The organism is Micromonospora sp. NPDC005173 (assembly GCF_040608515.1).
Classification (GTDB): Bacteria; Actinomycetota; Actinomycetes; order Mycobacteriales; family Micromonosporaceae; genus Micromonospora.
The window spans coordinates 143,316-165,587 of sequence record NZ_JBEXIK010000007.1; the positions used below are offsets into that span (position 1 = coordinate 143,316).

Sequence of the window (22,272 nt, forward strand, 5' to 3'; positions counted from 1 at the left end):
GCCGTATCTCTTTCGAGAATAGACGCATGGCGGAGACCGGTTCGACTCGTGGCGGCCAGGCGCCGGTGCTACGGCTGGCAGGTCGGGTGCCGCCGCACGCGTACTTCGTGGTCAGCGCGTTGTTCCACTACCTCGGGCCGGCGCTGGCGGTGCTGCTGTTCGCGCGCATCGACGTGCTCGGGGTGGCGTGGCTGCGGATCGCGACCGCCGCTGCGGTGTTCGCGTTGTGGCGGCGGCCGTGGCGGTTGTGGCAGCGCCTGGACCGGCCTACCCGGTGGCTGCTGGTCGGGTGGGCGGCCGTGCTGGCGGTGATGAACAGCGTGTTCTACCTGGCCATCGACCGGCTCCCGCTGGGCACCGTCGCCGCGATCGAGTTCCTGCCGGTCATCGTGCTGGCCGCGTTCGTCGCCCGGACCCGCCGCAACATCGCCGCGCTGTGCGCCGCGGTGGGCGGGGTGTATCTGCTCACCGACGTGCGTCTGGTCGCCGAACCGCTGGGCATCGGCTTCGCCGTCGCCAACGCCGTGCTGTTCGCGCTGTACATCGTGCTCGGGCACCGCGTCGCCCGCAGCCCGCACGTCTCCGGCATCGACGGCCTCGCCCTGTCGATGCTGATCGCCGCGGTGATCGCTCTGCCGATCGGCATCGGGCAAGCCGCGTCAGCCTTCCTCGACCCCGTCGCGCTGGCTGCCGCCGCCGGCGTGGGCATCTGTTCGTCGGTCATCCCGTACGTCAGCGACCAACTCGCCATGGCCCGCCTGCCCCGCGCCACCTACGCCCTGATGGTGTCACTGCTGCCGGCCACGGCCACCGTCATCGGCGTCATCGTGCTCACCCAGATCCCCACCGCCACCGAGATCATCGGCGTGGCGATGGTCGTCGCCGGCATCGCCGTACACCAAGAACGCCCGCCGGGGCCGGGGCCGGAGCACACCGAGCAGCCGAACCCAGTGCCCTCTCAACAGCCCGCCTGACGCGCCACGACCGCGCGCTCGACGACGCCACGGGCCGATATCGTCGGGTCCGCCGCGCGTGCAACCTGGAGGCCCAACGCCGTTGGCGTGAGCGCGCCGCCCGCCGAGGTGGCCCAGGCGCGCGGGGCGTACGGGAAATAGGCCGCGTGCCGGGGAGCCGCCCCTAGCATGATCTTCATGGACATCACCATTCACACGAGCTTCCTTCCGCATGTCGACCCGGACGCCTCCCTGGCCTTCTACCGCGACGCCCTCGGCTTCGAGGTCCGCAGCGATGTCGGACAGGGCACGATGCGGTGGATCACGGTGGGCCCCGTCGACCAGCCCGGCACATCCATCCTCCTGGCGCCACCGGCCGCCGACCCCGGCGTCACCGACGACGAGCGCCAGACCATCACCCAGATGATGGCCAAGGGCACCTACGGCTGGATCCTGCTGGCCACCCGGGACCTCGACGGTACGTTCGAGAAGGTGCAGGCCAGCGACGCCGAGGTCGTCCAGGAGCCGACCGAGCAGCCGTACGGCATCCGCGACTGCGCCTTCCGCGATCCCGCCGGCAACCTGGTCCGCGTCCAGGAGCTTCGCTGAGCGGTCCCATTGCGGCCCAAGACCGGTCAGGAATCAAGAAGCACCGGTCGCCGAGCCGCACCTAGCGTGATGGGCATGGCAAACATCGAATCCGTCACCCTCGACGTGGCCGACCCCACGGCCGCCAACCGCTTCTACACCACTGCCTTCGGTCTGGACACGCAGATACGCCTGCGGGCCTCGGAGGCGCCGACGACCGGCTTCCGGGGGTTCACGCTGGCGCTCACGGTGTCCCAGCCAGCCACCGTCAACAGCCTCATCGGCGCTGCCCTGGACGCCGGTGCCACCTCGCTGAAGCCTGCCGCGAAGTCGCTCTGGGGCTACGGCGGTGTCGTACAGGCCCCGGACGGCACGATCTGGAAGGTCGCGACCTCGGCGAAGAAGGACACCGGCCCGGCCACCCCGCAGATCGACGAGATGGTGCTCCTGCTGGGAGTGGCGGACGTGGCCGCGAGCAAGCGGTTCTACGTCGAGCACGGCCTTGCCGTGGCCAAGAGCTTTGCCCGCATGTACGTCGAGTTCGCCGCTGGGTCGAGTCCGGTCAAGCTGGCGCTGTACCGGCGCCGTGCCCTTGCCAAGGACCTCGGCGTCGCTCCCGACGGCACCGGATCGCACCGGCTCATGATCGGCGGCAGTGCCGGGCACTTCACCGACCCGGACGGGTTCGCGTGGGAGGCCGCATCGCTGGCAACCACGCCCTGATGTGGCACTGCTGTCTGCCGATCACGAGATGGCCGCACGAGTGAATGGAGAAAGCATGACGGGCGCGCCGCCGCGTGGCTTTGCGGAGAGACTGCGGGACACCCGCGCGAAGCTGGAGAGCGAGGTCGATCTCTGGGTCGCGACGTCCGGCTCCCCGGGCGGCGTCCACCTCATTCCGCTCTCGTACCTCTGGGACGGGACGGCGTTCCTCATTTCGACGCCGCGCACCTCGGTGACCGGCCGCAACCTGTTGGCGGATGGCCGGGTGCGACTCAGCCTGGGGCCGACGCGCGACGTCGTCGTCATCGACGGCACCGCCGAGCCGGTGGACATCGCCGACCTCGACCCGGACCTGGGCCACGCGTTCGCCACCAGGACCGGCTTCGACCCGCGCGAATCCGACGAGCCCTACCAGTACTTCCTGATCCGGCCGCGGCGCATCCAGGCCTGGCGAGAGGCGAACGAGTTGCAGGGACGAGTCCTCCTGCGCGACGGCCGCTGGCTCGGCTGACCCAGCGCGGGTTGGTTCACCGTCCAGTCCGACCGACCGGGTGGCCTCAGGATGATCGGCCCGACTCATCCTCTGCCGACAATGTCATCCGGCGGCGGCCAGCCCGACGAGGTGGCCTTCGGGGTCGGTGAAGAAGCCGACCACCAACGTCTCGGCGGGGTTGCGGTGCGGCCCCGACACGCGAATGCCGGCGAGGCTTTCCGCTTGCTGCAGCGCCGCCTCCACGTCGGGCACGTCGACGTAGAACAACGTCCGGTGCGGGTAACCCGCGCCGCCGCCGACGCCGCCCGGGATCCCGGCACCGCCGTCGGTGCTGGTTTCCGGGTGGACGAACCCGTAGTTGCCCGGTGCCGAGACCGCCTCGGCGGCGGCGTCCCCGATGTCGAACTGCCAGCCGAACAGCTCCCCGTAGTAGCTGCGCAACCGCTGCGGATCCGTCCCGATGATCTCGAAGTGCACCACTGGCCATCCCATGGACGTGCTCCTTTCCTGCGCCGCGGCGCCCGACTGCTTCGGCCCTCGCGGCAGGTCGTCGTGGCCCGTGCGGGCCGTCCGGTGCGGGAGCCCTGTCTGTCCGGACCGTAACGCTCATGGTTGCAAAAAACAACTGGATGGTAGCGTTTAACATGCAACCCGGATCAAGGTCAGGAGGAGGCGGCATGCCGACCAGTCGTACCTACGGCGACGCCTGCGGCATCGCCCGCGCCCTCGACGTCGTCGGAGAGCGGTGGGCGCTGCTCGTCGTCCGTGAGCTCCTTCTCGGGCGGCAGCGCTTCTCGGACCTGCGCCGCGCACTGCCGGGGGCCAGCTCCAACATGCTCACTGACCGACTGCGCGAGTTGGAGAGCCGCGACGTGGTGCACCGGCGCCGACTGCCGCCCCCCGCGGCCTCGGTGGTGTACGAACTCACCGAGTCCGGACGCGAATTGGAACCGATCGTGCTGGCCCTCGGTGGCTGGGGCCTACGCATCCCCCTACCCGCGGCTCCGGTCCACCTGAGTGCCACCTCGGTGCTGCTCTTCCTACGCGGTTCACTGCACCCGAATCCCCAGGCACCACCGGCCACCTACCGTTTCGAGCTCGACGACCGGGTGTGGACTGTCCGCACCCAGGACGGGCAGGTCCACATCGAGCCCGGCGAGCCGGCCCAGTCGCAAGCCTGCCTGCGCACCGATCCGACGACGCTCAATGCCCTCCTCGATGGCTCCAACACACTGGCCACCGCACTCACGACCGGCACAGCTGTCATCAGCGGCGACGAGGCCATGCTCGGTCAGCTCTTGCAGCCCGCTAATCCCTGAGCCGATCGGCCATCGACGTCATCGGTTGTTCGGCAGAATGTGGCGGCGACGGTGCTGGCGGCCGGCAGCTGGCCGCGCAGCGCAAGCGACCCGTGGGAGACCGACATGCGGAAATTGATCGCAGACGAATGGATGACCCTCGACGGGGTCGTCCAGGCCCCCGGCTACGACGGGGAGGACAGCGACGGCGGCTTCCAGCACGGCGGCTGGCACATGCCCCACATGGACGACATCACGACGAACTGGGTCACCAAGACCACAGTCGAGACCGGTGCTTTCCTGTTCGGCCGCCGCACGTACGAGATCTTCGCGTCGTTCTGGCCGACCGCTCCCGCCGAACTCGCCACGCTCGCCGAGGTGCTCAACAACCGGCCGAAATACGTTGCCTCGACGACGCTCACCGAACTGCTCGCGTGGCAGAACTCCACAGTCCTTCAGGGCGACGTCGCCAAGGCCGTGGCGTCGCTGAAGCAGGAAGACGGCGGCGCCCTGCACGTCGTCGGCAGCTCCCAGCTGACCAGGACTCTCATCGAGCACAACCTCGTTGACGAGCTCCGCATCTTCATCGAGCCGGTCCTCGTCGGCGGCGGCAAGCGCATCTTCCCCGAGGACGGCACGCTCCGGCGGCTGCGGCTCACCGGGAGCCAGGTGACGACCACTGGCGTCATCATCGCGACCTACACCACAGCCGAGTCCTGACGCTCCGCACATGAGGGACGCACCTGCGTCTACCTGGCCGAGGTGGCGATCTGGGGTGTCCGCGCGGATACGAACCATGGCACCGTCGCGAGTTGAGCCAGTGAAGGAGCCGCCGATGATCACCGATCCAACGCTCGTCCGCATCGGCCAGGGGGTGGAGCTGCACCATGGTCGAGGCCAGCGTGAGGCCGCTCGCCACCTGTTCGCGCAGATCTGGGATGAGATCAACGGGGAGCAGGGCGATCCGTTGCACGTTCGCGTCCTCGCGCACGAGATGGCTGACGTGCAGGACGATGTCCACGAGGAGTTGGTTTGGGACCAACGGGCGCTGACGGCGGCCGACCGGCTCACGGAGGTTCGGGTGGCAGAGGCCGGGGTGATGCTGCCCGTGGCTGGTTTGTATCCGTCGTTGCACCTCAATCTGGCTGAGTGCTACCGCAAGCTCGGCGATCTCGGCCGCGCCCGGGAGCACCTCCAGCTCGCGCAGACTGGGATCGGCGCGCTTGGCGATGACGAGTACGCACAGCTGATCAGGGGCGGACTGGATCGGCTGACGCAGCTGCTGACTTCCAAGTAACCGTTCGCCGCCGCCAGAGACCACCCGACAACCAGCGGCGCTTGGATTGAGGTCATGACGGGGTCCTCCTTCGTCGCTACAGGGGCAGGCCGCGCGCCGACCGTTGGCGGTCGGAAGACGGCCTCATCCGGCGCATGGTGGCATCGGTCCCGGAGTGGGGTCCTGGGCATGGTCATCCCCCATGCCCAGGACCGGTGCCGCGAATTCGGCGCTCAGGGGATGATGGTGATCTTGCCGTGGGTCTGCCCCGCCTCGCCCTTGCGGTGGACGAGCGCAAGGTCGGACAGCGGGTGGGACTCGGTGACGCCGACAGTGAGCGCGCCCATGTCGATCAGCTCGACGATCCCGGCGAGCTGTTCGATGTCGTTGCGGGCGACAAAGTGGACGGCGGTGACCTGCGCAGTAGCTGGCGGATCGACCGGCGTGGCGATCGAGACGATGATGCCGCCGGGCCGGACCAGGGGAACAAGCTCCGCAGCCGCCTCGGGACTGATCGCGGCGAGGTTGATGACGGCGTCGACCTGGCCGTCGAGCGCGTCGGCGAGGGGCGTGCGGGTGTAGTCGATGATCTGGTCGGCGCCGTAGGTGCGGACCGCGGCAGCGCTGCGGCCGCTGGCCGTGGCGATCACTGTTGCTCCGGTGTGCTTGGCGAGTTGGACGGCGAAGACACCGACGCCTCCGCCGGCGCCGTTGATCAGGACACGCTGTCCCGCAGTGGGATGGGCATGCTCATGCAGCGCCTGCCAGGCGGTGAGCGCGGCGACCGGGATCGCGGCGGCGTCAGCCAACGGGATGGTGGTGGGTGCTTTGACCAGGGTGCCGGCGGCGGCGACGACGTACTCGGCCGACGCCCCGCCGTAGTCGAGGCGGCCAACCACCCGGTCGCCCACGGTGAAGGAGCTGACATCGCTGCCGGTCTCGGTGATCGTGCCGGAGACATCGAAGCCGAGGGTGTATGGCAGGTCCACCGGCAGCACGGCCTGCAGGAACCCTGATCGGAGCGCGGCATCGGAGGGGTTGTAGGAGGCCGCGGCGACCCGGATGAGTACCTGGTCCGGCTCGGGCACCGGCCGCAGCACCTCTTCGTAACGGATGATGCCGGCATCGCCGTACTGGTGGATACGTGCGGCCTTCATGGTGTCGCGGAAAGCGCTGGCGTGGTCGGTCACCCAGGTCCGGAACGTGCGCGCCGGCGCTCCGGTGACCTCCTGCACCGTGGAGGTGGCCGGCCTCGGCTCCGTCACCATCTCGGACTGGGCCTGGAGGACGCCGTCAACGGCCGCGGGCGGCCAGCCCTGGGCTAGCATCTGCTGCCGCGCAGTGTCCGGTGAGGTCTCGACCCAGCGCACCGCGCGGCCGATCACCTCACCGATGATGCGCACCTGGTCGGCCTGGGTGAGTGATTCAGGACCGGTCAGCTCATAGATCGCTCCTGCGTGCCCGTCGCCGGTGAGTGCGCGTACCGCGACGGCGGCGATGTCGCGCTCGTGCAGCGGGGGCATGACGGCCGCCCCGTAGGGCGCGCGCACGATGCCCTCGGTGCGGATCTGCTCGGTCCACCTGAGGGTGTTGGCCGCGAAGACGTGGGGCCGTAGGAACGTCCACTCCAGCCCGGACCGCTTGATCAAGTGCTCGACCTGCTGTTCGTGGTCGCGTACGGCCGCCGACGAAAGGTAGACCACGCGACCGGTGTGCTCGGCGACCACATCCAGGACTGCGGACACGCCCTCAGCCGTGGCAAAAGGCCAGACCAGGAACACCGCCTCGACCCCGGCCATGGGCGCATGCAGGGTGTCTGGCTCGGACAGGTCACCGCGCATGACCTGGACGCCGGGCGGCAGGACCACCGATTCGGGATCGCGGGCCAACGCCCGAACCTCGATTCCCGCGTCCATCAGCTGAGTCACAACCTGTCGGCCGACCGTGCCGGTCGCCCCAGTTACCACGATCTTGTGTCGCCGTGCCATGACGGTGCCTCTTCTAAGTTGTCTCGGCCCGGCCTCACGGCCGCGGGGTTGATCACTTCTCTTGCGATCCACCGTACGAGGAGCGCAGGAGACTTCCTATGCGCAAAAATCTCTGATTCATACGCAAACGTCTTCGCCGAATGTCAGCGATAGACTCGATCGGTGGATGTGCTCAGCGATGTGATCGCCATCATGCGCACCGGACGGCCCCGTTCAGCGCGCGTTCAATGGCACGCTCCCTGGGGACAGCGCTTCCCCTCCGCCCCCGGCTCCGCGGGCTTTCAAGTGATCCTGCAGGGTTCGTGCTGGCTCACCCCGCCCGACGGCGGCGCACCCATCGCGCTGGGCGTCGGCGACGTGGTGTTCTTCCCCCACGGGCACGGATACGGCCTGGCCGACAACCCCGCCACCTCGCTGGCCGAACCCGACTGCGATCCGCTTGAAGAGGCCGACCTCTACGCCTCAGCGTCCATCGGCCAGCCTGTGCACGGCACCCCCACCGTGACGCTCTGCGGCGGATATCGGCTCGACCCGGCCCGGGCTCATCCGCTGCTGGACGACCTACCCGGCATGGTCCACCTGCCCGCCCGGCTCGGGCACCGCGCCGAAGTCCGCGCCGCCGTCGACCTGCTCGGCAGCGAACTCAATCGCCCCCGTCTCGGCGCCGACACCATCGTGCCTGCCCTGCTCGACATGCTGCTCCTCTACATCCTGCGAGCCTGGTTCGACGAGCAACCCGAGCGGGGCACCGTCACCGGCTGGTCCGCGGCACTGGCCGACCCGGCGATCAGCGCCGCGCTGCACGCCATCCACCGCGACCCCGCACACCACTGGACGGTCGAGACACTGGCCGCACAGGCAAGACTGTCCCGCGCGGCCTTCTCCAAGCGATTCAGCGCCATGATCGGCCAACCACCCCTCACTTATCTGACCTGGTGGCGCATGACCACCGCGGCACGGCTGCTCCACGGATCCGACGCCCCACTTAGCGAGGTGGCCACCCAGACCGGCTACACCTCGGAATTCGCCTTCGCAAACGCCTTCAAGCGGGAGTACGGCACCGCTCCCGGCAGATACCGCCGACGCAGCCAAGCGGGAACCCCGAACAAAGAACAGAACTCGGCGTAACCACACCTCAGCCAGTCGCCCTGCTCCAGAACACGCCACCGCCAGCCCGGCAGACCGTCTACCTGCGAGAACGCCACCGTTCCTACAGAGGGCCAGCCGTTGCGGTTACCCGGTCGCAGTCCAGACGCTTGTCCAGGTCCAGCTCGAACCGGGCCGTGCAGGTGCAGGGTCAGCATGGAGATCTCCTGCGCCTCCCGGTCGGAGCCGGGCAGTTCTGCCTCCCGCCCACAGTGGATCGCCACGTTCTCGGAGCACCGCGGCCGCTGATACACCAGCCTGAAACCTTACGCACAAGAACTGTCATTATGATGTTTTGCCGTTATGCCCCATTTGAGCGGATGGATTGCCGGATTATCGTTACCGGTTATCCGGCAATCCATCCGCGGGGTCTCCGAACCCTGGTCGCCTACCAGGAGAAGATCGGCATCACCGACCTGTGGGGCGGCGGCCTGGTCGCCGGCGTCGACGGGTTGCGGTTCGTCGTGCCGGTCCAGACGATCCAGGCCGCGCCGAGCCCACGGTTCTTTGGCTACAAGCGTGGCATCACCTGGCTCAACGCGGTCAACGCCCGGTTCGCCGGGCTCGGCGCGACCATCGTGACGGGCACCGTGCGCGACAGCCTGCACATCCTGGACGCGCTGCTCAACCTCGACGCCGGACCCCGCCCGGAGATGATCACCACAGATACGGCCTCGTACTCCGACATCGTGTTCGGCCTGTTCCGGCTGCTCGGGTACCGGTTCTCACCGCGCATCGCCTACATCGGCGGCACCGGGTTCTGGCGTGCCGACCTGCCCTGCGCCGAGCCGGGCGACTACGGGCCACTGAATGCGATCGCCCGCAACAAGGTCAACCTCAGCCGGATCGGCACGCACTGGCCAGACATGCTGCGCATCGCCGGATCGCTGGTCACCAGCCGGTCCGGGCGTATGACCTGCTGCGGATGCTCACCCGCGACGGCACCCCGACCCCACTGGGGCAGGCCCTGGCCGAGTACGGGCGCATCCCGAAGACCCTGCACCTGCTGGCGATGATCGATCCAGTGGACGAGACCTACCGGCGTACCGTCATCCGCCAGCAGAACATCGTCGAGTCCCGCCACGCCCTCGCACGCAAGATCCTGCACGGCAACCGGGGCGAGATCTCCCAGGCGTACCGGGCCGGGCAAGAAGACCAGCTCGGCGCGCTCGGCCTCGTGCTCAACGCGATCGTGCTGTGGAACACCCGCTACATGCGCTGCTGCCCGTACGAGGGTGAAATCGAGATCCGGTGGGTGCTGCTCGAGCCCAGCCGAGTACGCCGTGCCGAGTCCGCAACGCGAGGACTATCTGCGGACGCAGATCGCGCACCGATTAGGTTTCCGCGCCGCGCCCGTCTGTACGTATAAGAACGACTCACGAGAGGCTGGCATGATGCGGAAACTGACCTTTGGCATGAATGTGACCCTGGACGGCTACATCGCCGCGCCCGGCGACGACCTCGGCTGGAGTGGGGGTGAGGGACCGGACTCGTCGTCAAGCGACGAGCTGTTCCAGTGGTGGTCCGACCGGGTGGGGGCGACTGGCCTGGCGCTGTATGGGCGCAAGCTGTGGGAGGCGATGAGTTCCCACTGGCCGACCGCCGACCAGCAGCCCGGTGCCACACCGGCGGAGATCGAGTTCGCCCGCCGCTGGCGGGACATGCCGAAGGTGGTGTTCTCCTCGACGCCCAGGACGGTCGACTGGAACACGCGCCTGGTCACCGGCGACGCGGTCGCCGAGATCACCCGGCTCAAGGCCGAGGACGGCGGCCCGATGGACATCGTCGGCGCGATGCTTGCTGGGGCGGCCATGCGGGCCGGGCTGATCGACGAATACGCCCTGGTCACCTACCCGGTCCTGGTGGGCGGCGGCACGCCGTTCTTCACCGCGCTGGACAACTGGGTGAACCTGAACCTCGTGGAGACGCGGACTTTTTCCGGCGGCGTAGTGCTGACCCGATACGAGACGAGGCGATGAGCACGGGCCAGCTGCTCGGCTCGTGAGGCCGGGTCGAAATCCTTCCTGACGTGCTGACCGTGACCCTCGGCTATGAGGGAACCTTCCCCGGGCCCTTCCTTGCGTTCCAGTCAGATGTTGACCGACTTGCTGGAGATGAGGACGACGGCGTCGTTGATTGTGACGATGTTCTTCGGGCATAACGCCGCCCCGCCAGCGTTGCCGGCGGGGCGGTGGTGTTCGCGTTGTCGCGTTGGTGTTCAGCTGGTCGGGGTGCTCATTCCGCAGTGACTTCGGTGACGCCGGCCCGTGCGCTGGACTCGTCGACGATGGGGACTTGTGTGATCACAGTGTCGGGGGCAGGTCCAGCCACGGTTTGTCGGTGGCGTCGAATCCGGTGAGCTCGGCGATCTTCCCGTCGACGATGTGCAGGACCGCGATGTTGAATAACCGGTACTTTGGGTCGTCGGGGGTGCGGCGGTACAGCACGGCGGCGGGCATGCGGTTGATCGTCGTGGTGATACAGCGCCAGTCGTCGTAGCCGGGCTGGAAGAGCCCACCGGAGACCCAGCCGTCCACCGCGTCCTTGGCCGTGATGACCGAGGTGCCCGCCTCGGGCAGCATCACGAAGCGCAGGTCGTCGCGCAGCAGGGCCATCAGCCCGTCGAGGTCGTTGCGCTCATGGGCGTCGATATACGACTTCACCACGGCGCGCTCGTCATTCGACAGCTCGTGGGTGGCAGGGCTCCGCCAGTCGAGGCGGCGGTCGGGCAGCTGCTCGCGCATCGTCACGCGAGCCCGCTGCAGTGCGCTGGTGACCGATGCGACGGTCAGCTCGAGGGCGTCGGCGGCCTTCGCCGCCGGCCAGCCGAGGACGTCGCGCAGGATGAACACCGCCCGCTGCCGCGGCGGCAGGTGCTGGACGGCGACGATGAACGCCAGCTCGATCGTTTCCCGCGCCACCACCGATTCCTGCGGGTCCTCGGGGAGCATCCGGTCGGGGTACGGCTGCAGGTAGAGCACCTCGGAGCCGACGTCCGCCAGCTCGGACGGTACGGGTGTGCGGTCGTTGCGCTTCTCTAGGAAGTCGAGGCAGGCGTTCGTCGCGATCCGGTACAGCCAGGTCCGCAGGGCCGCGTGGCCCTTGAACGACGCCCGCTTGTTCCACGCTCGCAGGAACGTCTCCTGCGTCATGTCCTGGGCGTCCTCGTAGTTCGCGAGCATCCGGTAGCAGTGCACCTGCAGCTCACGCCGGTGGCGCTCCGTAATGAGTGCAAACCGCGCCGTGTCGTCTGAGCGGGCCGCCGCGATGAACGCGGCCTCGTCGGCGCCCAGCAGTCTGGCGTCGGTCATGGTCATCAATCCTTCCACCGGTGCGAGAGGCTAACAGAACTGACGACGTGACGGAGGTTTTCTGATCGGCGAAGCCACTGACACCGGGCCGTTCGCCAGGCGGGCTGTGGCAGCTTGCCTCGCGCGCGCCGGCATTGAGCCCGCACTTCGCGTACAGGAAGGCGCGGCTGGTCGGGAGCACCTGGACGCACTACTCGGTGGTACCGTATAGTGGTACTCGGTAGTACGAGGTACCGGAGGGTCGAAGAGGAGCCGCGATGGACGACCTGACAGAGATGCTGAAGGGCACGCTCGAGGGCTGCGTGCTCGAGATCATCGGCGGCGAGGAGACCTACGGGTACGCCATCACGCGTCGGCTGAACGAACTCGGCTTCGCCGACGTCGTCGAGGGGACGGTCTACACCATCCTGCTGCGACTGGAAAGGAACGGACTCGTCCAGGTGACGAAACGACCATCCGAGGTGGGCCCGCCGCGCAAGTTCTATGCGCTCAACGACGCCGGGCGCAAGGAACTCGCGACGTTCTGGGCGAAATGGCAGTACGTCTCATCACGCATCGACAGGCTCAAGGAGGGCGGGAGATGAGCTTCTGGGAGACCATCACAGGCAGCGATCTCACCAGGGAATGGAAGGTGTTCGAAGCCCGGGCAGAGGCATTGCCGGCCGACTACCAGGCGGCATGGGAACGATCAGGGGCAACCTCTTCCCCTACACGGGCTTCACAGGTCGCAACCTGATGCCGATCCTCGACGCCGCCCTGGGGCTGCTCGAAGAAGCATCGGCGGACGGGCAGAGCATCCACGAGGTGCTCGGCGACGACATCCCCGGCTTTTGTACGGCGTTGGCCGGCGGAGAGGGTGCCCGTACCTATCGCGACCGGTGGCGCGAGCAGTTGAACAGGAACGTCGCAAGGAAATTGGGCCGGCTAGGAGGCTGACGTGGGCATCCAGGACATCATCGAGGGCAAGAAGCAGTGGCGGGCGCACGTGGCTCGGGTCAAGGCGCTCCCGCCGGACTACCAGATCGTCTACAAGGAGATGCAGAGGTACCTGTTCAAGGTCGGCCCGGTCGACCTTTTTGATGGGCGCCTGCTCGCCGGAATCGTCGACTTCTTCGAGGAGGGTGCCGCGGCCGGCAAGGGGGTTCTGGAACTCATCGGCACCGACGTCGCCGCCTTCTGCGACGACCTGGTCAAGGACTCGCGCACCCACGCGGACGTCTTTCAGGAGTCCATCAGCGGAACGGACGAGAAGTAACACCCGTCGTCATCATGGCAGCGGGCGTAAGGCCGCACGACGCGCTGGCGAGCTGAGCAGCTTGCCAGCGCGTCGGCAGATCCGCGCTCCCCTAGTCGGCCTTCGGGTGGTTGTCGGCGGTTGCCTCGGCGATCATCGAAAAACTGGCCAGGTCATAAGCCTCGCGCCCCTCCTGCTCGGGCATCCGCAGTGTGCTCTCCCGCTGGTACCCGGCCTTTTCGGCCACCCGCAGGGACGCCACGTTGTCAACGCGGGAGTGCAACTGAACCCGCCGCATCCCGCCGTCGGTAAGCGCCCACCGTCCAACCGCCCGGGCCGCCTCGGTCGCATAGCCGCGACCTCGCTGACTGATGTGTATTCCGTAACCGATCTCGGTGCGACCAGCCTGCCAGTCGGTGTCCCGCAACCCGGTACTGCCGACAATCCTGCCGGTGGTCCGCTCCACTATCGCCAGGTGTACGCCCTCGCCGCCCAAACGCCGCTGATGCACCTTGTCCGCCAGCCACCCGTCCACGTCAGCGACCGCCTCAGGGAAGCCTGGCGGCAGTGCCGTGCGATCCCCGGCCGCCACGAATGCCGCCACAGCTACGGCATCCTGCGGCCCGAACTCACGAATCTCCAACCCGCCGGAGATGATCTTCACTGGAGGGAACATGGTGCGCAGGGTAAGCCGCACCCCGTGCGCGGTGCAGGGGGTTTTGCGCTCGTCGCGAACCAAGCGGATGGTGCCACCGCAACTTCTCGACAAGGCCCGACGTCTCTGGCGGAAGCGCCGGAATTGGCCCGCCGCTGGGACCGAAAGTTACGGCCCGACAACGACGTTCGCGAGCGGCTTGCCCGCCGCGTACCGTCGTACCTGGTCGACCAGCAGCCGGCGGGCCCGGGGTGCCAACGCGGCGGTCAGGCCGCCGACGTGCGGGCTGATCAGGACGTTCGGCGCGGACCACAGTGGGTGATCGGCGGGCAGCGGCTCGGGTTCGGTGACGTCCAGAGCAGCGTGCAGCCGGCCCGCGTTGAGCTCGGCGAGCAGCGCCTCAGAGTCCACCACCCCGCCCCTCGCCACGTTCACCAGCAAGGCACCGTCGGCCATCCTGGCGAGGAAATCCTTGTTCACCAGGCCTGCGGTCTCCGGGGTCAGCGGGGTGGCCAGGATCACAACATCGGCGTGTGGCAACAGTTCCGCAATTTCGGAAATCGGCCTCACGCCGGGGCGGGCGCTCCGGGCCACCCGGCTGATCTCCACCTCGAACCCCACCAGCCGGCGCTCGATCGCGGCGCCGATCGAGCCGTACCCGACGATCAGCACCCGGGCGTCAGCCAGCCCGGTCGACCAGCCCGAGGCCCAGCGGCCCTCGCCCCCCGCCCGGACGAAGTCCGGCAGCCGGCGCCGGGCGGCCAGGGTGAGTGCCACGGCCAGCTCAGCGGTGGCCGCGTCATGCACGCCCCGGCCATTGGCCAGGATCAGGCCGGGCCGCAGGAACGGCAGGATGTGGTCGTAGCCGGCGGTCACGGTCTGCACCACTGTGAGCCGGGGCATCCGGGCGATCGGCTCGCAAAGGCGCGGATCGATAATCCCGTACGGGATCGCATAGAACTCGACGTCGTCCAGGTTCTCGGCCATGGGCTGAGTGCCGTCGTACAGCGCGATGTCGAGATCGTCGAGCTCGGCCATTGCGTCGGGGTGAGGGATCAGGTAGCGCACGGCGGCATTATCCCGAAGCCGTCGCCCGGGCCGAAATCCTCTGCAATCTGCCCTGGCGCCGCCACGGCACCGGGTTCACGAGCAGGGATTTGACCCTCGGGTAGGTCGAGGCCCCAGGGTCGCGGCATGGACATCCAGAACGAACACGCCGCACCCGACGAGACGATGGCGAGCATCGTCGCCGCGGTGGAGCTGGGCCGCTCAGGCCAGCGCGCGCAGGCCAGGGAGGCGCTCACCGCGCTCTGGGATCAGATCGGCGAAGCCGGCGACGCCTTCCACCGCTGCACCCTCGCGCACTACCTGGCCGACCTCCAGGACACCACCGAAGCTGAACTCGGCTGGGACGAGCGTGCCCTGGCCGCGGTCTCCGACCTCACCGACGAACGGGCCCAGCAGTACCACCACTCGCTTCAGGTCCACAACTTCCTGCCGTCGCTGCACCTCAACCTCGCCGACGACCACCGCCGCCTGGGCAACAACACCCGGGCCCGAGAACACCTGGCCCTGGCCGAGCGCTTCGTCGGGCGGCTGCCGGACGACCCGTACAGCGAGGTGATCCGCGCCGGCATCCGCAACGCCACCGAGGCGTTGGGGCCAGTGCGCGAGTAGTCGACCGCGAACCGCTGCGAACGTCGGGCCATGCCGGCGGGGCCGTCGCCAACCTCGCCGGTATCCGCGCCCGCGAGCCGGGTGACCGCCCGATTTTGCAACTTACCTTCTTGACGTGCGGCGGACGCGTAGCTAAGTTTCAGCCACCCGGACTGAGAGGCCGCCGTCTATGCAGACTCGACTCACTCCCGCAGCTACCTGGGTGACCACACTGGCGACCGCGCTCGCCCTCCTGCCCGCCCAGGCCTCGGCCGCACCGGCACACCCCCCGTCGGCCGAGCACGGCTGGGTCACCTCCACGCTGCGGCACATGAGCCTGGAGCAGAAGGTCGGGCAGCTCTTCGCCACCTACGTCTACGGCTCAGACGCCACCGCACCCACGGCCGCCGACCGCGCCGCGAACCGGGCCGCGTTCGGCGTCGAAACGCCGGCCGAGGTCATCGGCCGGTACCACCTCGGCGGCGTCTGCTACTTCTCCTGGTCGCACAACCTGGACAGTCCTCGCCAAATCGCGACCCTCTCCAACGGACTTCAGCAAGCCGCGCTCGGCGACCGGTCGAAGGGCCGCGTGCCCCTGCTCATCTCCACCGACCAGGAGCAGGGCGCGGTAGTACGGATGCCCTCCCCTGCCGCCCAGTTCCCCGGGTCGATGGCGCTCGGTGCCGCGCGGTCCCCCGAGGCCGCCCGGACGGCAGCGGAGATCACCGGGCGTGAGCTGCGCGCGGTCGGCATCCGCCAGCCGTACGCGCCGATCGCCGACGTCAACGTCAACCCGGGTAACCCGGTGATCGGCGTCCGGTCCTTCGGCGCCGACCCCACCCTGGTGGCTGACCTCACCGCCGCCCAGGTCACCGGCTTCCAGGACCGGGCGCGGGTCACCGCCGTGGCGAAGCACTTCCCCGGGCACGGCGACACGGCCACCGACAGCCACACCGGCCTACCGGTGATCAACCACAGCCGCGCGGAGTGGGACCGGATCGACGCGCCACCGTTCCGGCGGGCGATCAAGGCCGGCGTCGAATCGATCATGACCGCGCACATCGTGGTCCCCGCGCTCGACCCCTCCGGCGACCCGGCGACGTTGTCGCCGACGATCCTCACCGGTGTGCTGCGCGGTGAACTCGGCTTCCGGGGAGTCATCGTCACCGACGCGCTGAACATGGCTGGCGTGCGCGCGAAGTACGGCGACGAGCGGGTACCCGTACTGGCGCTCAAGGCCGGCGCCGACCAGCTCCTGATGCCGCCGGACCTCGCGCTGGCCCGGGACGCGGTGCTGCGGGCCGTCGCCGCCGGCGAGCTCACCGAGCGACGGATCGACGAGTCGGTCCAGCGCATCCTCGGCATGAAGTACCGCCAGGGGCTGGCCCGCTCACCGCTGGTCGACGTCGAGAAGGCGGTACGCACGGTCGGCGCGCCGGAGCACCTCGCCGCCGTCGCCCGGGTCACCGACCCGACGCTCACCGCCGTCCGCAACGACGCCGGCGTACTGCCGCTGCCCCGCGTCGACCGTTCGGTGCTGGTCACCGGCTGGGACAGCGCCGCCTTCGCCCCGGTCGCGACGGTCGCCAACGGGTTCACCGCCCGCGGCGCCCGAGCCACCGCCCGACCGGCGACGCTGCCCTCCGACGCGGCGATCGCCGCGACGGCCGCGCAGGCCGCCGAGCACGACCTCACCGTCGTGCTGGTGAACAAGGCATGGGACACCACTGTCACCGACCCGCGCGCCACCCAGCAGCGCCTCGTCGCGGCGCTGCTCGGCACCGGCAAGCCGGTGGTCGTCGTGGCCGTCCGAGACCCCTACGACATCGCGTACCTGCCGGGCGTGACCACCTACCTGGCGACCTACTCGTACACCCGGGCGGCGATGGACGCACTCGTCCGCGCGCTGCACGGCGAGCTGTCCCCGAGCGGGCGGCTGCCCGTCACGATCCCCACGGCCGAGGGGGCGGGCTCCGTGCTCTACCCCTACGGCCACGGTCTGAGCTGGTAGGAGGCAACCCAATGCAGCGGAGGAATTTCCTTGTCGGCGCGGTCGGTACGGGCGCGCTGGGGGCGAGCGCGGGAGCGCTCGGCGTCGGTGCCCTGGCACCGGCGGCGGCCAGCTCCCGTGGCCGTCGGGTCCGCACCGGTCTCGACGAGTTGGTGTCCTCCGGGTTCGCCGACCTCGCCGGCCAGCGGGTGGGCGTCGTCTCCAACCCGACCGGCGTCGACGCGGCGTACCGGCACCTCGTCGACCTGATGCACGGCTCGGGTCGGGTTCAGCTGGTCGCGGCGTTCGGCCCCGAGCACGGCTTCCGCGGCTCCGCGCAGGCCGGCGGCAGCGAGGGCAACGGCGTCGACGCCCGCACCGGCATCACGGTGTACGACGCGTACGGCGCCTCGCAGGCCCGGTGGGAAGCCATGTTCACCGAGGCCGGGGTGGACACGGTGGTCTTCGACATCCAGGACGTCGGGGTCCGCTTCTACACCTACATCTGGACGATGTACACCTCGATGGTCGCGGCGGCACGGGTCGGCAAACGCTACGTCGTGCTGGACCGGCCCAACCCGATCGGCGGGCGGGCCTACGGGCCGATGATGACCACGCCGTACACCTCGGGTGTGGGTCTGAAGGAGATCATCCAGCAGCACGGGATGACCGTCGGGGAGCTGGCCCGGTTCTTCAACGCCACGTTCCTGCCAACCGAGGCGGGGCGACCGGTCGACCTGCACGTGGTGCGGTGCCGGCACTGGAAGCGCGACGACCTCGCCGCCGACACCGACGTGCCCTGGGTGATGCCCAGTCCGAACATGCCCACCCCGGACACCGCGCTGGTCTACCCGGGCACCGGGCTGTTCGAGGGCGTCGCGTCGATCACCGAGGGGCGCGGCACGTGCCGCCCGTTCGAGCTGATCGGCGGGCTGGCGACCGACTTCGACCACCACTGGGGTGACCGGCTCAACGCCCGGAACCTGCCCGGAGTCGAGTTCCGCGAGGCGTACTTCTCGCCGACCTCAGCCGGGCAGAAGCCGGACCTGCTCAACAAGCTCTGCGCAGGCGTGGAGGTCAAGGTCGTCGACCGGGCCGTGTACGACCCCATCCGCACCGGCGTCGCGATGCTGGTGGAGGCGCACAAGTACCCGGCATTCGCCTGGCGACGCGACTCGTGGGACACCGTGCGCCCGTACTGGATCGACAAGCTCACCGGCTCGCCGCGACTGCGTACCCAGATCGACGCCGGAGCCGACGTGGACGACGTCGTCGGCGCCTGGGCCGACGAGCTGACCACCTTCAACCGGCAACGCCGGCCCTACCTGCTCTACTGAGGAGTGCGGTCATGACCAGGTCGACCCGTCGTCCGCTCCGCTCACTCGCGCTCGGCCTGGCCCTGGTGGTCCTGGGCACGACGCTGCCGGACGCCGCCGCGGTTGCCGCGTCACCCCCGGCCCCGTCGGGACCGCCGACCGTCACGCCCGCCGACATCCACTTCCGACACGACACGCTGCGGCGCGGCAGCGCCCGCCAGGTCGGCCTGCTCCCCGACCAGGTGGATCGCCTGCCCGCCGACCTGGCGGCGTACCTCCAGCCGACGCCCGACCATCCCGGATACCCGATGTACGCGGGCGCGGTGGTCCTGGCCGCGAAGGACGGCGTGATCGTGGAGCACGCCGCCGTGGGCAGCGCGGTGAAGTACGCCTCCGTCGGGCCACCGCCCGGCCTGGTCGGCGTGGAACTCCCTGCCGACCAGCAGATCGCGACCCGTCCCGACACCATCTTCGACCTGGCGTCGGTGTCGAAGCTTTTCACCACGATCGTCACCATGCAACAGGTGGAGCGAGGGCTGGTGGAGCTGGACGCGCCGGTCGCCCGGTACGTCCCGGAGTTCGCCGCTGGCGGCAAGGCGACGGTCACCGTCCGGATGCTGCTCACCCACACGTCGGGTCTGCCCGCGTTCACGGCGCTGTGGAGCAGGTACCCGACGCCGGCCGAACGGTTCGCCGCCACGCTCGCCACGCCCCTGGCCGCCGGGGCGACACCCGGCTCCCAGTACGTCTACTCGGACCTCGGGCTGATCGCGTTGGGCGTGCTGGTGGAACGGGTGACCGGTCGGCCGCTGGCCGAGCTGGTCCGCGACGGCGTGACCGGGCCGCTGGGCATGACCGACACCGGCTACAACCCGGGCCCGGAGCGGCGGTCGCGGATCGCCGCGACCGAGTACCAGCCGTACGCCGGGCGCGGCATGGTCTGGGGTGAGGTGCACGACGAGAACGCCTGGTCGCTCGGCGGGGTGGCCGGGCACGCCGGGGTCTTCTCCACGGCAACGGACCTGGCCGTCCTCTGCCAGTCACTGCTCAACGGCGGCGAGTACCGCGGTCGGCGGATCCTGCGCTCGGAAACGGTGCGCACGATGCTGGTCAACTACAACGCGCCGCTGGAGTCGGCCTACCCGGAAAGCGACCGCGGGCTCGGCTTCGAGCTGAACAAGCACTGGTACATGATGGGGCTCTCCTCGCCGGTGGCCTTCGGGCATACCGGCTTCACCGGAACGTCGATCGTCATCGACCCGCTCTCCCACTCGTTCGTCGTCATGCTGAGCAACCGGGTTCACCCGGACCGGGGCTGGGGCAGCAACAACGTGGCCCGCCGGGCCGTCGCGCGTGACCTCGCCGAGGCGATGCCGGTGCGGCCGCGCTCGGCCAGCGCCTGGCGGGCCGACCCACGCGACTCCGCGACGAGCACGCTCACGGCGCCGCTGCGCCGGCCCGCGCGGGGCGCGACGGCGAGCTTCCTGCTCTGGTACGACACCGAGCCCCGCTACGACAGCGCGCGGTTCGAGGTCTCCACCGACGGCGGGCAGACCTGGGCGCCGGCGACCATGCAGCTACGCGACGCCGGCCGACGGTGGACCGCCGACGGCACGGTCACCGGCTACGGGGGCCGGGTGTGGTGGCAGGTCTCGGTGGCGCTGCCCGACCAGGCCACCCACCTGCGGTGGAGCAGCAGCACAGACGGCTCCGGCCAGGGACGTGGCGTCTACGTCGACCGGGTCGTCGCGGCGGACCGGTACGGCGTGCTCTTCCAGGGCGAAGGCGGCGACGCCTCCCGGCTCGTCGCCAACGGGTGGTCACCCGCGCGCAGCTGAGCCGTTCGCCCGGGGTCGGAATGTGGCCGGCCCCGGGCGAACGGGCTGCCCTGCAACCGCGCGTCGAATCGCGTTGCAGTGACCGGCGGGCGCTGCGAGGCTCGACGGATGCCAGCCATGGACGGCGCCGACGTACGCGACGCGGCCGAGGAGATGACCCGGGTCCTGGACCCGCACCGGGACCGGGACTGGTCGGTGCCGGCCGGCACGCTGCGCTGGACCTGCTGGACCACCGCCGCCCACGTGGCACACGACCTGCTCGGGTACGCCGGCCAGGTCACCGGCCGACCCGACGACGCCTACCTGCCGTACGACCTGCGGGTCTCCCCCGACGCGAGCCCGGCGCAGGTGCTGACGGTTGTCCAGGCCTGCGCCGGCCTGCTCGCCGCCGCGGTCGACGCCGCCTCGCCGGAGACCCGGGCCTGGCACTTCGGCCCGTGCGACCCGGCCGGCTTCGCCGCCATGGGAGTGGCGGAGACCCTGCTGCACACGCACGACATCACCCTCGGCCTCGGCGTGCCGTGGCTGCCGCCGCAACGGCTGAGCACGCTGGTGCTGCGGCGACTGTTCCCGGACGCCCCGGACGGCGCCGCACCCGAGGTGCTGCTGTGGATGACCGGGCGCGGGGAACTGCCCGGCCGGGCGCGGCGCACCTCGTGGAGTTGGCGCGCCGCGCTGGACTGAACGAGCCTCAGCTCACTGAGGGGGCGGCCAACGAGTGCCGGTGACCGTCGCGCGGGAACGGCGGGTACGCCGGCAGCACCTCCTGGAAGAGGTAGCCGCTCTTCTCCGCCACCCGGCAGGAGGCCGGGTTGTCCACCTGGTGCAGCAGGTCGAGGCGCTCCAACCCGGTGAACCGGTCGAACGCCCACCGGCTGAGTGCGGTGACCGCGCGCGGGGCGACGCCCCTACCGCGCGCCCACGCCGCCGTCCAGTAGCCCACCTCGGCCACCGGGCGTCCGGGCGCGACCCGCTTGAGCACCACGCACGCCACCAGCCGTGGACCGTCCTCGGTGTCCTCCAGCGCGGCGAAGGTGAACCGCCGGCCGTCGTCCCAGTCCTGCTGCGCCTGCTCCAGCCACTGCCGCCCCTCGTCGACGGTGGTCACCGGGTTCTGGGTCCACCGTTGCAGCACCGGATCCCGGTACGCCTCCAGCAGGGCGTCCAGGTCGTCGTCACGCCAGGGGCGTAGGACGAGGCCCGGCGCAGAAGTGGTAACCATCGCGGGCAGCTCGATTCGCATCCGCACAGTCTGCCGTGACGGTGCTGGTCAGGCTGACCCGCCGCTGGCGGTTCAGGTCGCCCGGCGGCGCCACGGCAGCCACGCCCACCGGGACCGGCGGGCCGGTGCAACGGCGGGCGCCGGCGTGGCGGCGGGTGCCCTGGTGGCGGGCGGGGTGTGCTCGGCGCGCCAGCGGCGGACCACCTCGTCGGCGTTCACCGGCCGCACCACGACCCGGGGGCCGTCCGGGTTGCGCAGCCAGGCCACGATCTGTGCGTTCAGGTTCCCCACGAAGTCCCGGACGGACTGCTCGGTGGGCAGGTCGCGGACCTCGTCGGGCACCTGTTCGATGCGCCGGCGTAGTTGCAGCGGGGTGGGCAGCAGCAGGTCGCTGGGCAGCTTCTCGCGCTCCAGGAAGCTCTTGATCCACCACGACTCGTCGTACGGCATCCCTCGGCCGGGGATGGGCTTGCCCATGCCGGGCAGATCATCGAACTCGCCGCGTTGCACGGCTCCCCGGATCTGCGCCTCCACGGCCGCGTCCCACGCTTCAGTCACCCTGCGGCACCTCCCTGGCCACCGTAA

Annotated in this window: 25 protein-coding genes and 1 pseudogene; 18 read left to right on the forward strand and 8 right to left on the reverse strand. The window is 69.7% G+C overall.

Annotation, left to right across the window (positions count from 1 at the left end):
* Window positions 1-26: 26 nt before the first annotated feature.
* Entirely contained in the window at window positions 27-974 is a 948-nt protein-coding gene (locus ABZV00_RS11605; protein WP_355604592.1) for an EamA family transporter, read from the forward strand.
* Here the strand turns inward: ABZV00_RS11605 and ABZV00_RS11610 are convergent.
* Window positions 959-1,153 (reverse strand): hypothetical protein, encoded by a 195-nt coding sequence (locus ABZV00_RS11610; protein WP_355604594.1) that lies wholly within the window; start codon window positions 1,151-1,153, stop codon window positions 959-961. The two genes, ABZV00_RS11605 and ABZV00_RS11610, sit on opposite strands and share 16 nt — an antisense overlap.
* On the opposite strand from ABZV00_RS11610, the gene ABZV00_RS11615 reads away from it, so the two are divergent.
* The 3 genes from ABZV00_RS11615 (at window position 1,152) to ABZV00_RS11625 (ending at window position 2,775) form a co-directional block, all read left to right on the forward strand.
* Window positions 1,152-1,562: a VOC family protein gene (locus tag ABZV00_RS11615; protein WP_355604596.1), complete on the forward strand. Its 411-nt coding sequence runs from the start codon at window positions 1,152-1,154 to the stop codon at window positions 1,560-1,562. The two genes, ABZV00_RS11610 and ABZV00_RS11615, sit on opposite strands and share 2 nt — an antisense overlap.
* Window positions 1,563-1,637: 75 nt before the next feature.
* A complete protein-coding gene (locus ABZV00_RS11620) occupies window positions 1,638-2,264 on the forward strand; it encodes a glyoxalase (RefSeq protein ID WP_355604599.1) in 627 nt (208 codons plus the stop codon).
* 55 nt (window positions 2,265-2,319) lie between these two features.
* Complete coding sequence (locus tag ABZV00_RS11625) at window positions 2,320-2,775, forward strand: pyridoxamine 5'-phosphate oxidase family protein (RefSeq protein WP_355604602.1); 456 nt, start codon at window positions 2,320-2,322, stop codon at window positions 2,773-2,775.
* 84 nt (window positions 2,776-2,859) lie between these two features.
* Here ABZV00_RS11625 and ABZV00_RS11630 read toward each other — a convergent pair whose 3' ends face one another.
* The gene (locus ABZV00_RS11630) at window positions 2,860-3,249 is read right to left on the reverse strand and encodes a VOC family protein (RefSeq protein WP_355604604.1); all 390 of its coding nucleotides are present in this window, start codon (window positions 3,247-3,249) and stop codon (window positions 2,860-2,862) included.
* Between the two features lie 185 nt (window positions 3,250-3,434).
* Between ABZV00_RS11630 and ABZV00_RS11635 the strand changes: the two genes are divergently transcribed.
* The 3 genes from ABZV00_RS11635 (at window position 3,435) to ABZV00_RS11645 (ending at window position 5,352) form a co-directional block, all read left to right on the forward strand.
* Window positions 3,435-4,076 carry a helix-turn-helix domain-containing protein gene (locus tag ABZV00_RS11635; protein WP_355604607.1) on the forward strand — a complete coding sequence of 214 codons (642 nt, stop codon included), beginning with the start codon at window positions 3,435-3,437 and terminating at the stop codon, window positions 4,074-4,076.
* Between the two features lie 39 nt (window positions 4,077-4,115).
* Window positions 4,116-4,775 (forward strand): dihydrofolate reductase family protein, encoded by a 660-nt coding sequence (locus ABZV00_RS11640; protein WP_355604610.1) that lies wholly within the window; start codon window positions 4,116-4,118, stop codon window positions 4,773-4,775.
* 115 nt (window positions 4,776-4,890) lie between these two features.
* Window positions 4,891-5,352 carry a hypothetical protein gene (locus ABZV00_RS11645; protein ID WP_355604612.1) on the forward strand — a complete coding sequence of 154 codons (462 nt, stop codon included), beginning with the start codon at window positions 4,891-4,893 and terminating at the stop codon, window positions 5,350-5,352.
* Window positions 5,353-5,564: 212 nt separating this feature from the next.
* On the opposite strand, the gene ABZV00_RS11650 is transcribed toward ABZV00_RS11645, so the two are convergent.
* Window positions 5,565-7,319, reverse strand: coding sequence for an NAD(P)H-binding protein (locus ABZV00_RS11650; RefSeq protein WP_355604614.1), 1,755 nt, complete (start codon window positions 7,317-7,319; stop codon window positions 5,565-5,567).
* A gap of 168 nt (window positions 7,320-7,487) precedes the next feature.
* Here ABZV00_RS11650 and ABZV00_RS11655 point away from each other — a divergent pair, with 168 nt between their 5' ends.
* The 3 genes and pseudogenes from ABZV00_RS11655 (at window position 7,488) to ABZV00_RS11665 (ending at window position 10,444) form a co-directional block, all read left to right on the forward strand.
* The gene (locus ABZV00_RS11655; protein ID WP_355604770.1) at window positions 7,488-8,447 is read left to right on the forward strand and encodes an AraC family transcriptional regulator; all 960 of its coding nucleotides are present in this window, start codon (window positions 7,488-7,490) and stop codon (window positions 8,445-8,447) included.
* A gap of 338 nt (window positions 8,448-8,785) precedes the next feature.
* Window positions 8,786-9,703: pseudogene (locus tag ABZV00_RS11660) on the forward strand (Tn3 family transposase); the annotation flags it as partial.
* A 156-nt stretch (window positions 9,704-9,859) separates the two neighbouring features.
* On the forward strand, window positions 9,860-10,444 hold the full coding sequence (locus ABZV00_RS11665) for a dihydrofolate reductase family protein (RefSeq protein ID WP_355604773.1): 585 nt from the start codon (window positions 9,860-9,862) through the stop codon (window positions 10,442-10,444).
* Between the two features lie 324 nt (window positions 10,445-10,768).
* Here the strand turns inward: ABZV00_RS11665 and ABZV00_RS11670 are convergent, their stop codons facing one another.
* Entirely contained in the window at window positions 10,769-11,776 is a 1,008-nt protein-coding gene (locus ABZV00_RS11670; RefSeq protein WP_355604617.1) for an RNA polymerase subunit sigma-70, read from the reverse strand.
* A gap of 257 nt (window positions 11,777-12,033) precedes the next feature.
* Between ABZV00_RS11670 and ABZV00_RS11675 the strand changes: the two genes are divergently transcribed.
* From ABZV00_RS11675 to ABZV00_RS11685, 3 genes are all read left to right on the forward strand, one after another.
* On the forward strand, window positions 12,034-12,360 hold the full coding sequence (locus tag ABZV00_RS11675; protein WP_328416728.1) for a PadR family transcriptional regulator: 327 nt from the start codon (window positions 12,034-12,036) through the stop codon (window positions 12,358-12,360).
* A 94-nt stretch (window positions 12,361-12,454) separates the two neighbouring features.
* On the forward strand, window positions 12,455-12,712 hold the full coding sequence (locus ABZV00_RS11680) for a DUF1048 domain-containing protein (RefSeq protein ID WP_355604620.1): 258 nt from the start codon (window positions 12,455-12,457) through the stop codon (window positions 12,710-12,712).
* 1 nt (window position 12,713) lies between these two features.
* On the forward strand, window positions 12,714-13,031 hold the full coding sequence (locus tag ABZV00_RS11685; protein WP_328416732.1) for a DUF1048 domain-containing protein: 318 nt from the start codon (window positions 12,714-12,716) through the stop codon (window positions 13,029-13,031).
* Between the two features lie 91 nt (window positions 13,032-13,122).
* Here ABZV00_RS11685 and ABZV00_RS11690 read toward each other — a convergent pair whose 3' ends face one another.
* Both ABZV00_RS11690 and ABZV00_RS11695 read right to left on the reverse strand, forming a co-directional pair.
* Entirely contained in the window at window positions 13,123-13,686 is a 564-nt protein-coding gene (locus ABZV00_RS11690; RefSeq protein WP_355604623.1) for a GNAT family N-acetyltransferase, read from the reverse strand.
* Between the two features lie 147 nt (window positions 13,687-13,833).
* Complete coding sequence (locus ABZV00_RS11695) at window positions 13,834-14,733, reverse strand: 2-hydroxyacid dehydrogenase (protein WP_355604626.1); 900 nt, start codon at window positions 14,731-14,733, stop codon at window positions 13,834-13,836.
* A gap of 126 nt (window positions 14,734-14,859) precedes the next feature.
* On the opposite strand from ABZV00_RS11695, the gene ABZV00_RS11700 reads away from it, so the two are divergent.
* The 5 genes from ABZV00_RS11700 (at window position 14,860) to ABZV00_RS11720 (ending at window position 21,149) form a co-directional block, all read left to right on the forward strand.
* A complete protein-coding gene (locus ABZV00_RS11700; RefSeq protein WP_355604628.1) occupies window positions 14,860-15,342 on the forward strand; it encodes a hypothetical protein in 483 nt (160 codons plus the stop codon).
* Window positions 15,343-15,544: 202 nt separating this feature from the next.
* A complete protein-coding gene (locus ABZV00_RS11705) occupies window positions 15,545-17,332 on the forward strand; it encodes a glycoside hydrolase family 3 protein (protein ID WP_355604631.1) in 1,788 nt (595 codons plus the stop codon).
* 11 nt (window positions 17,333-17,343) lie between these two features.
* A complete protein-coding gene (locus ABZV00_RS11710; RefSeq protein ID WP_328416740.1) occupies window positions 17,344-18,648 on the forward strand; it encodes a DUF1343 domain-containing protein in 1,305 nt (434 codons plus the stop codon).
* A gap of 11 nt (window positions 18,649-18,659) precedes the next feature.
* Window positions 18,660-20,465 (forward strand): serine hydrolase, encoded by a 1,806-nt coding sequence (locus ABZV00_RS11715; RefSeq protein ID WP_355604634.1) that lies wholly within the window; start codon window positions 18,660-18,662, stop codon window positions 20,463-20,465.
* Window positions 20,466-20,582: 117 nt separating this feature from the next.
* Entirely contained in the window at window positions 20,583-21,149 is a 567-nt protein-coding gene (locus ABZV00_RS11720) for a maleylpyruvate isomerase N-terminal domain-containing protein (RefSeq protein WP_355604776.1), read from the forward strand.
* Window positions 21,150-21,156: 7 nt separating this feature from the next.
* Here the strand turns inward: ABZV00_RS11720 and ABZV00_RS11725 are convergent, their stop codons facing one another.
* Window positions 21,157-21,708 (reverse strand): GNAT family N-acetyltransferase, encoded by a 552-nt coding sequence (locus ABZV00_RS11725; protein ID WP_355604637.1) that lies wholly within the window; start codon window positions 21,706-21,708, stop codon window positions 21,157-21,159.
* Window positions 21,709-21,759: 51 nt separating this feature from the next.
* Window positions 21,760-22,245: a DUF1992 domain-containing protein gene (locus ABZV00_RS11730; RefSeq protein WP_328416746.1), complete on the reverse strand. Its 486-nt coding sequence runs from the start codon at window positions 22,243-22,245 to the stop codon at window positions 21,760-21,762.
* Between the last annotated feature and the right edge of the window lie 27 nt (window positions 22,246-22,272).